General features: G+C 59.4%; 8 protein-coding genes and 4 tRNA genes. 2 read left to right on the forward strand and 10 right to left on the reverse strand.

Features of this window, described 5'->3' with window-relative positions:
- Positions 1-17: 17 nt before the first annotated feature.
- From F8N62_RS15920 to gltX, 10 genes are all read right to left on the reverse strand, one after another.
- Positions 18-464, reverse strand: coding sequence for an Hsp20 family protein (locus F8N62_RS15920; protein ID WP_150709156.1), 447 nt, complete (start codon positions 462-464; stop codon positions 18-20).
- A gap of 120 nt (positions 465-584) precedes the next feature.
- On the reverse strand, positions 585-1,544 hold the full coding sequence (locus tag F8N62_RS15925; protein WP_150709155.1) for a tRNA dihydrouridine synthase: 960 nt from the start codon (positions 1,542-1,544) through the stop codon (positions 585-587).
- Between the two features lie 173 nt (positions 1,545-1,717).
- The gene (locus tag F8N62_RS15930) at positions 1,718-2,155 is read right to left on the reverse strand and encodes an acyl-CoA thioesterase (RefSeq protein WP_150709154.1); all 438 of its coding nucleotides are present in this window, start codon (positions 2,153-2,155) and stop codon (positions 1,718-1,720) included.
- Positions 2,156-2,202: 47 nt separating this feature from the next.
- On the reverse strand, positions 2,203-3,036 hold the full coding sequence (locus F8N62_RS15935) for an alpha/beta fold hydrolase (RefSeq protein ID WP_150709153.1): 834 nt from the start codon (positions 3,034-3,036) through the stop codon (positions 2,203-2,205).
- A 31-nt stretch (positions 3,037-3,067) separates the two neighbouring features.
- Complete coding sequence (locus tag F8N62_RS15940; protein WP_008028313.1) at positions 3,068-3,607, reverse strand: TetR/AcrR family transcriptional regulator; 540 nt, start codon at positions 3,605-3,607, stop codon at positions 3,068-3,070.
- A gap of 184 nt (positions 3,608-3,791) precedes the next feature.
- Positions 3,792-3,867: transfer RNA gene (locus F8N62_RS15945), tRNA-Glu, on the reverse strand.
- An 80-nt stretch (positions 3,868-3,947) separates the two neighbouring features.
- Positions 3,948-4,023, reverse strand: a tRNA-Ala gene (locus F8N62_RS15950).
- Between the two features lie 52 nt (positions 4,024-4,075).
- Positions 4,076-4,151, reverse strand: a tRNA-Glu gene (locus tag F8N62_RS15955).
- A gap of 79 nt (positions 4,152-4,230) precedes the next feature.
- Positions 4,231-4,306 (reverse strand) — tRNA-Ala (locus F8N62_RS15960).
- A 237-nt stretch (positions 4,307-4,543) separates the two neighbouring features.
- Positions 4,544-6,025: a glutamate--tRNA ligase gene (gene gltX / locus F8N62_RS15965; RefSeq protein ID WP_150711579.1), complete on the reverse strand. Its 1,482-nt coding sequence runs from the start codon at positions 6,023-6,025 to the stop codon at positions 4,544-4,546.
- A gap of 220 nt (positions 6,026-6,245) precedes the next feature.
- On the opposite strand from gltX, the gene F8N62_RS15970 reads away from it, so the two are divergent.
- Together F8N62_RS15970 and F8N62_RS15975 are read left to right on the forward strand one after the other, a co-directional pair.
- Positions 6,246-7,295, forward strand: a complete 1,050-nt coding sequence (locus F8N62_RS15970; protein ID WP_150711580.1) for an HlyD family secretion protein — start codon at positions 6,246-6,248, stop codon at positions 7,293-7,295.
- 49 nt (positions 7,296-7,344) lie between these two features.
- Entirely contained in the window at positions 7,345-8,835 is a 1,491-nt protein-coding gene (locus tag F8N62_RS15975) for an MDR family MFS transporter (protein WP_191632385.1), read from the forward strand.
- The last annotated feature ends 44 nt before the right edge of the window (positions 8,836-8,879 follow it).

The following is an 8,879-nucleotide window of genomic DNA, read 5'->3' on the forward strand; positions in this document are numbered from 1 at the left end:
CTTTTTGTTGGTTTGCGTTAGTGCTGCAGTGCCGGTTTTTCCGCGCCGTTGATCGGAATGCGTTTGGCTTTCGCCTCTTCCGGAATCACCCGCAGCAGGTCGATGCTCAACAGACCGTTGCGCAGGTCGGCCGCCTTGATCTCGATGTGATCGGCCAGGCGGAACGACAGTTTGAACGCTCGCTGGGCGATGCCCTGGTGCAGGAAGGTCACGCCTTCAGTCCCATCGCGCTTGCCGCCACTGATGGTCAGCACACCCTTCTCGACTTGCAGGTCCAGGTCTTCTTCCTGAAAACCGGCCGCCGCCACGACGATGCGGTATTGATCATCACCGTGTTTTTCGACGTTGTAAGGTGGGTAAGTGCTGCCCGGCTCATTGCGCAGTGCGGTTTCAAACAGGTCGTTGAAACGGTCGAAGCCCACCGAGGAACGGAACAAGGGAGCCAGGGAAAATGCAGTGTTCATGGTTCAAATCTCCTGAAAAAAATCAGCAAGGTTTTTATCTCCGCGACCCGAATTCGGCATCGCGTAAACCCTAGATAAGGACCGCCAATTACTTTTCAAGAGCGTATTTGAAGATTTTTTTCAGGCCGCTTCAGCCACTGTCAGGCCCAGCAAACGCGAGACCTGATCCAGTTCGGTTTCGCGGCGCAGGACGGTAAACAGCTCGACCGCCTCCGGATAATTGCGGGTCAGCATCGCCAGCCACTGCTTCAGGCGACCCGGCGATTGGCGTGGGGTCATCTGCGCTTTGGCTTGCAGCCAGAAGTCCTGAATCAGCGGCAGCAGCTCGGCCCAGGTCATCTCGACCACCTCTTCACCCGCCCGCGCCGCGGCGATTTGCCGGGCCAGGTCCGGACGCGACACCAGTCCGCGACCGAGCATGATGTCTTCAACGCCGCTGATTTCGCGGCAACGACGCCAGTCTTCGACGCTCCAGATATCACCATTGGCGAACACCGGCACCTTGACCACGTCCTGCACCCGCGGAATCCATTCCCAATGCGCCGGCGGTTTGTAGCCGTCGGTTTTGGTCCGCGCATGCACCACAATGTGCGCCGCGCCGCCCTCGGCCAACGCCGTGGCGCAAACCAGCGAACCGTCGGGACTGTCGAAACCCAGGCGCATTTTGGCGGTGACCGGAATGTGCGCGGGAACCGCGCGACGGACATGTTCGACGATCTGGTTGAGCAGCTCGGGTTCCTTGAGCAGCACCGCACCGCCACGGGATTTGTTGACGGTCTTGGCCGGGCAACCGAAATTCAGGTCGATCACTTCGCTGCCGAGTTCGCAGGCCAGCGCTGCGTTTTCCGCCAGGCACACCGGGTCAGAACCCAAGAGCTGCACGCGCAACGGCACGCCGGACGCAGTGCGCGCGCCTGTCAGCAACTCAGGTCCGAACTTGTGGAAATAGGCAGGGGTGAGCAGCTGGTCGTTGATCCGGATGAACTCGGTCACGCACCAATCGATACCGCCCACACGGGTCAGCACGTCCCGCAGGATGTTGTCGACCAACCCCTCCATGGGCGCCAAAGCAATTTGCATGAAAAACACACTCGACGAAAAACGTGCGGCAGTTTACTGGATTGCGCCGTAAGAAAGGTAACCCCGTAGGAGCTGCCGAAGGCTGCGATCTTTTGATCTTGATCCTGCAATGACATACAGGCTTAAAGATCAAAAGATCGCAGCCTTCGGCAGCTCCTACGGGAAGAGAGATGTCAAATCGCTATTTGCAACGCCGGGCCATAGCCTTCGATAAACTCTGCCGGCATGCGCTTGGGCTTGCCCGTGGACAATTCGATGCAAACAAAGGTGGTTTGCGCCCGCAGCAACGTGGTGTTGTCGCTCGGGCGCTTGAGCTGGAAGTGCCGGGTCATTTTGAGCCGCTGGTCCCAGTCGACGATCCAGGTCGCCAATTGCAACTCATCGCCTTCATAGGCCGCGGCCAGGTAATCGATCTCGTGCCGCACCACCGCCATCGCCCGATCCAGCCGCCGGTACTCGACCAGATCCAGGCCCAGGCGCTGGGAGTGGCGCCACGCGCAGCGTTCGAGCCAGGTGACGTAGACCGCGTTGTTCGCGTGGCCCAGCCCGTCGATGTCTTCGGCGCCCACTTCCAGATCAATGATAAACGGCGTTGCCCGATCCCAGCCCATGCCCACTCCCGGTCAGATTGTTTCGACCGGGGCAGTGTAACGGATGCTCAGGCCGATTGGCGCGATTGCAGGCTGCGGCCGGCCAGCAGTGATAACACGCTATCAATTACCCGAGGGTCCGCCAGCACGCGCTGGTGACCGCCCTCCTCCAGACGCAGCAACCGGCTGTCGAACCAGGCTTCGTGGATCAGTGAAGATTCCTTGACCGAGACAAACCGATCATCCTCGGCATGAACGATCAGGCCCGGCATGTCGAGTTGATAGTGCGCGACATCAAGTGTCGCCGCGCGCATGCCAACGTCTTGTTCAACCTGACGAATAAACGCCGAGCGGGCTTTTGGCGGCAGTCGAACGTAGCGGGCGAAACCGCGCAAAACCCCGAGAATCCGCGCCGGCGCGGCGATCGTCACCAGGGTTTCAGTGCGCAGGCCCAGTTGTACGGCAAGCATGGCACTGGCGCCGCCCATGGAGTGACCGATGACGGCTTGCAGCGGCGGCAACTCCGCCGCGGCCTCCAGCATGGCTCGGGCGAACAGCACGACGTTCGCTTCGCTACCGGGCGAGCGACCATGCGCCGGGCCGTCCAGGGCGACCACGGTGTAACCGGCATCCACCAGCGCCGTGATCAGGCTGGCAAATTGCGTCGGCCGGCCTTCCCAGCCGTGCATCAGTAACACTGCCGGGCCTTGTCCCCAGCGCAGCGCCGAGAGGCCAAAGCGCAAAGTGATGCGTTCGGATTTCGCCAATAACGGCAATTCCCAATCACGCGGCGGCAGATCCCGCGGCGTCATGAACGCCAGTCGCATTTTGCTTGCGACCAGTTTCGGTGCAAACCAGCCCAAGGTGCCATTAACGCCACGAACCCACTTCAACGTGCTCATCGCTCTCACTCCTCAGGCCACTGCCTTCAGGTCATAGCACCGCCGATTTGGCGGCGCGCAGCAATCGATCGGACAACTCTCCCGGCCCCAGCGCCCGTGCCAGAGCCAGACCACCGACCATCAAGGCCATATCGGCCAAGGCTTTGTCGGTGTCTTCCGGGCTGGCCGCCAACTGCGCGACCATCATTTCCACATGCTCATTCAACGCCACACGAAACGCGTCCGGCAGACGCCCCAACTCGCCGACCGAGGCCGGAATCGGGCAGGCCGACTCAGAAGAATCCCGGTGTTTGCGTGACAGGTAGAACGCGGCGACCAACGCGCGACGCTCCTCGCCGGTCAATTCGGCGTCCATGTCGGCGATCAAGCCACGGCGGTGACCGAGCAGTTGCTTGAACGCTTCCAGCATCATTGCGTCCTTGCTTTCGAAGTGTGCGTAGAAGCCGCCGACCGTCAGGCCAGCCGCGCCCATCACTTCGCCCACACTCGGCTCGGCCGGGCCGCGCTGAATCAGCGCTGCGCTCGCGGCCTTGAGGATGCGTTCGCGGGTTTGAGCTTTTTTATCGTTCATCGTTGCCTCCGAATATTACGACTAGAATATTATTCTCATAATAATTTTCCGCAAGTCGTGAATGTGACCGCTGGTCTGAAGTGCAGTGTGAGAGAAAATGAGGGATTTGGCCAAATGCCAGACAAACAAAAGGGCCATTCAATAATTGAATGACCCTTATAAAATCCCGCAGAGCGGGTAATCGTGGCGTCCCCTAGGGGACTCGAACCCCTGTTACCGCCGTGAAAGGGCGGTGTCCTAGGCCACTAGACGAAGGGGACGCAAAACCTTCTATACAACTGATCAGCGCTGAGAGCTGATCGATTCAAGGCCGGTGTGGCCAGACCTTGAACTGTAAAATTGGTGGAGCTAAACGGGATCGAACCGTTGACCTCCTGCATGCCATGCAGGCGCTCTCCCAGCTGAGCTATAGCCCCGATTTATCGCCTGGCGGCGGAGCAGCATCTTGCAACACTGCTTCTGTAAAACTGGCGTCCCCTAGGGGACTCGAACCCCTGTTACCGCCGTGAAAGGGCGGTGTCCTAGGCCACTAGACGAAGGGGACGCAAACCCTTCTATACAACAGATCAGCACTGAGTGTTGATCGCTTCAAGGCCGGTGTGGCCAGACCTTGAAGTGTAAATTGGTGGAGCTAGACGGGATCGAACCGTCGACCTCTTGCATGCCATGCAAGCGCTCTCCCAGCTGAGCTATAGCCCCTCATCGCTGAGGACGGGGCGAATCTTAATGGCGCATCGGAAACGTGTCAAATTTATTTTTAACTATTTCCAAAGTTTTTTGCCGACATAACAATCACTTACCGCCCTCCCCCGTAAATTCGGGCCATTAGGCGAAGAACGCAGGCCCCGTAGGAGCTGGCGAAGCCTGCGATCTTTTCAGGAGCACCAAGTGCAGGATCAAAAGATCGCAGCCTTCGGAAGCTCCTACGATCCGTGGTCAGGCGATGTTGGCCAGGAGTTTTTCCCATTCCTTGTTTTCTTTTTTCGACACGCCACCGAGCAAGTCGATGGCCTGGCGCAAGCGGAAGCGGGTCAGGTCGGGACCGAGAATTTCCATCGCGTCGAGCACCGACACCGAGCTGGCCTGGCCAGTGATCGCCGCGAACATCAGCGGCATGGCGTCTCGCAGTTTCAGCTCCAGTGATTCGACCACCGCCTGGATCGTCGCGGTGATGCTGTCCTTTTCCCACTGACGCAGGCTTTCCAGTTTCCACAGAATCAACTGCATCAACTGACGAACCTGATCGCCCGATAGTTTCTTCGATTCAAACAGCTTGGCATCCGGGTTCACGCCGCCGGCGAAGAAGAACCCGGCCAGCGGCGCGACCTGGCTGAAGGTTTCAACGCGGCCCTGAACATGCGGCGCGATCTTCATCATGTATTCAGGGTTCAACGCCCAGGTTTGCAAGCGGCTGGCGAACTCTTCCACCGGCAGGTCACGCAACCATTGACCGTTGAGCCACGACAACTTCTCGATATCAAAAATCGGCCCGCCGAGGGAAACGCGGCTCAGGTCGAAGTGATCGACCATCTCCTGCAGCGAGAATTTCTCGCGCTCGTCCGGCATCGACCAACCCATGCGACCAAGGTAGTTGAGCATCGCTTCCGGCATGAAGCCCATGCGCTCGTAAAAGGTCACCGAGGTCGGGTTCTTGCGCTTGGACAGCTTGCTCTTGTCCGGATTACGCAGCAGCGGCATGTAGCACAGCTCCGGTTGTTCCCAGCCGAAGTATTCGTATAGCAGAATCAGTTTCGGCGCCGAGGGCAGCCACTCTTCGCCGCGCAGGACATGGGTGATGCCCATCAGGTGGTCGTCGACCACGTTGGCCAGGAAGTACGTCGGCAAGCCGTCGGTCTTCATCAGCACTTGCATGTCCATGCGATCCCACGGGATTTCGACGTCGCCACGCAGCATGTCCGGAACCACGCACACACCTTCGCTCGGCACTTTCATGCGGATCACGTGCGGCTCGCCAGCTGCCAGACGACGGGCGACTTCTTCCGCCGACAACAGCAGTGCCCGGCCGTCGTAACGCGGGGTTTCGCCGCGAGCCATTTGCTCGGCGCGCATCTGGTCCAGCTCTTCGGCGGTGCAGAAGCACGGGAAGGCATGGCCCATCTCGACCAACTGCTGGCAGTACTTCTGATAGATCTCGCCGCGCTCGCTTTGACGATACGGACCGTGCGGGCCGCCAACGTCCGGACCTTCGCTCCAGTCGATACCCAACCAGCGCAGGGCGTCGAAAATCTGCTGTTCGGACTCGCGGGTCGAACGCAACTGATCGGTGTCTTCAATCCGCAGGATGAACTCGCCACCGTGCTGCTTGGCAAAGCAATAGTTGAACAAAGCGATGTAAGCGGTACCTACGTGGGGGTCCCCGGTAGGCGATGGCGCGATGCGCGTGCGGACGGTGGTCATGGCAAGTCTCGAAATGAAGATAAAACAAAGGGCGAATGGTAACAGGCGTTGCCCGCCCGGCTCCAGTGAGCAGGGCATTTAAGCCAAGTTTGCGTCTACAACAGGCCTGAGCGGCGCTGAATGATGGATTATCAACCGATGGCATTTACCCACTATCGACTGTATGCCAAATTCCCCTGCTGATAACTTTCCTTACAATTTCTCGACTACAGTTTGCCCCATGCCTGCCCAACTCAAGCGTCGCCTGTTTATTTTCCTGTTGATCGTCCTGCTGATTGCCGGGGGCTTTTTCGCCCAGTGGTTTTTCAAGGGACGGTTTTATGAAAGCACTGACAACGCCTATGTCCAGGGCGAGATCACCCGCGTGTCGAGCCAACTGGGCGCGCGCATCGATCAGGTGCTGGTGCAGGACAATCAGCACGTCGAAAAAGGCCAATTGCTGATCAGACTGGAGGGCGATGACTTCCACCTCGCCGTCGACCGCGCCAATGCCGCCCTCGCTACCCGCCAGGCCGAACGCCTGCAAGCCCAGAGCAAACTCACCCAGCAAGCCAGCCTGATCGCCGCCAGTGATGCGCAAGTCGCCTCCAGCCAGGCCAGCCTCGGGCGCTCGCAAATCGATTTGTCCCGGGCGCAAACCCTGCGTAAACCCGGTTACGTGTCCGAAGAACGCGTCACCACCCTGTCCGCCGACAACCACATCGCCCGCTCGCAGGTGACAAAAGCCCAGGCCGACGCCCAGAGCCAGCGCCAGCAAATCAATTCCCTGAGCGCCGAGATCAAACGCCTCGAAGCCATGATTGCCAACGCCAGAACCGACCTGGCCCAGGCCGAACTGAACCTGACCCGCAGCGAAATCCACGCGCCGATCAGCGGCCTGATCGGCCAGCGCGCCGCCCGCAATGGCCAATACGTGCAGGCCGGCGCGTATTTGCTATCGATTGTCCCGGATCAGGACATCTGGATTCAGGCCAACTTCAAGGAAACCCAGATCGGCCACATGCAGCCCGGGCAGAAAGCGCAACTGACCTTCGACGCCTACAGCGACATGCCAATCGACGCACGGGTCGACAGCCTGTTTGCTGCTTCAGGCGCGCAGTTCAGCCTGTTGCCGCCGGACAATGCCACGGGCAACTTCACCAAAGTCGTACAACGGATTCCGGTAAAACTGACCTTCGCCGCGGACAACCCGCTGCACGGCAAGATTCGCCCGGGGATGTCGGTCACCGCCAAAGTGAACATCAAAGACGCCCCTGACGATGGCCGGTGATCAACTGATCCGCCCGGTCGGCGAACCGACCCGGCGGGACTGGATCGCGGTGATGAGCGTGATGCTCGGCGCCTTCATGGCAGTGCTCGATATCCAGATCACCAATTCGTCGCTCAAGGATATTCAGGGCGCTCTGTCGGCGACGCTGGAAGAAGGCTCGTGGATTTCCACGTCGTACCTGGTCGCGGAAATCATCATGATTCCGCTGACCGCGTGGCTGGTGCAGCTGCTGTCTGCCCGGCGTCTGGCGGTGTGGGTGTCGCTCGGGTTTCTGGCCGCATCACTGCTGTGCTCGATGGCGTGGAGCCTGGAAAGCATGATCGTGTTCCGCGCCTTGCAAGGTTTCACCGGTGGCGCGCTGATTCCGCTGGCGTTCACCCTCACGCTGATCAAACTTCCCGAACACCACCGCGCCAAAGGCATGGCCATGTTCGCGATGACGGCGACGTTTGCGCCCTCCATCGGCCCGACGCTTGGCGGCTGGCTGACCGAAAACTGGGGCTGGGAATACATCTTCTACATCAACATCCCACCGGGCCTGATCATGATCGCCGGCCTGATGTATGGGCTGGAAAAGAAAGAAGCGCACTGGGAATTGCTGAAAAGCACCGACTACACCGGGATTCTCACCCTCGGTATCGGCCTTGGTTGTTTGCAGGTTTTTCTCGAGGAAGGTCATCGCAAGGACTGGCTGGAATCGAACCTGATCGTGTCCCTGGGCAGTATCGCGCTGGTCAGCCTGATCACGTTTGTCATCGTGCAGTTTTCCAAGCCCAACCCCCTGATCAACCTCGGCATCCTCGGCAATCGCAACTTCGGTTTATCGAGTATTTCCAGCCTCGGCATGGGCGTCGGGTTGTACGGCTCGATCTTTCTGTTGCCGCTGTACCTGGCGCAGATCCAGAACTACAACGCCTTGCAGATCGGCGAAGTGATCATGTGGATGGGCGTGCCGCAGCTGTTTCTGATTCCGCTGGTGCCGAAGCTGATGAAATACGTCTCGCCAAAATGGCTGTGCACCCTGGGTTTCGGGTTGTTCGGGCTGGCGAGTTTTTCCTCGGGGGTGCTGAACCCGGATTTCGCCGGGCCGCAGTTCAATCAGATCCAGATCATCCGCGCGCTGGGCCAGCCGCTGATCATGGTGACGATTTCGCTGATCGCGACCGCCTATATTCTGCCGCAGGATGCGGGCTCGGCGTCGAGCCTGTTCAACATCCTGCGCAACCTCGGCGGCGCCATCGGCATCGCCCTCCTCGCCACATTGCTGGACGCGCGCACAAAGACCTACTTTGATTATTTGCGTGAGGCGATAGTGCCGAGCAACCCGCAGGTTGCCGAACGGATTACGTCCCTGACGGAGCGCTTCGGCAGTGAAACAGCGGCGCTGGGCAAGCTCAGCGAGATTGCCCATCAGCAGGCGTCGATCATGGCGTATAACGATGCGTTTCACTTTGTCGGGATTGCGCTGGGGATCAGCATGCTGGCGGTGTTGTTGACCAAGCAGTTGCCGGCGGGGCTTAAGGCTGGCGAGGCGCATTAATTGAAAGCACCCCTGTAGGAACTGCCGAAGGCTGCGATCTTTTG

Source organism: Pseudomonas fluorescens (assembly GCF_902497785.1).
Taxonomy (GTDB): Bacteria; Pseudomonadota; Gammaproteobacteria; order Pseudomonadales; family Pseudomonadaceae; genus Aquipseudomonas; species Aquipseudomonas fluorescens_BO.